At 39.9% G+C, this 734-nt stretch carries 1 pseudogene; it reads right to left on the bottom strand.

Going from position 1 to position 734, the window contains the following annotated elements:
- Positions 1–226: pseudogene (locus tag CBG25_RS20960) on the bottom strand (hypothetical protein); the annotation flags it as partial.
- Positions 227–734: the final 508 nt, after the last annotated feature.

Raw genomic sequence — 734 nt, forward strand, 5'->3', positions numbered from 1 at the left:
GTACATCAGATATCTCAGCAGATAAATCTTTGCGGACGTCAGCAATTTCTTTTCTGACATCAGCGATATCACGCTTAACTTCGGCAATATCAGCTTTAGTCGCTACATCAGCAACTTCATGCGATCTACGTACGACAAGTGAAATGGCTCTGGCTTGTTCCCTGGAAATGCCAGCGTTTTCTAGTTCTTCTGACGCCTGTAATGTATCAAATGCAACCTGACCCATAACGATACCTCCTTTCGCTGGAAGTATAACACAACCAATCTTATTGTGAACTCAATGAGAAATCGTCGCTGACTGAAAGGAGTGATAATCCTAACAGCCAGCTAACCCTAAACCTACTACGAATAGGAGTAAGGCTAATGAAAAAGTCTATTACCGTTATCTCTGTCTGTAAAGTTTTTGTGGAGGTAATCTAATGTTGCCTCTCAATGAACAACAACTCACACGATATAAAGAAGCTTTTCCAGAACTTGCTCCCGAGCAACTTGAAACTGCGGTTTTATACGCAATGGGAATACCTGAAAAGCAAATTGCGTATTTCAAATCGGCTACAGATATTACCGTCAGAGAAACGCTTGAAAAGGTAAAAGAGATATATGAAACAGATTCTGTTAACCACTTACGCGCAATTTTTCAGGTAAGAATGTTTCATTAAGCGTGTTGCTTAATAGTGAGATAAGGGTGTTTCGGTGATTGAAGTAAATTTTACGCTGTTCTGAGATGGAAATTC

This window comes from Arsenophonus sp. ENCA, assembly GCF_002287155.1.
GTDB lineage: Bacteria > Pseudomonadota > Gammaproteobacteria > Enterobacterales > Enterobacteriaceae > Arsenophonus > Arsenophonus nilaparvatae.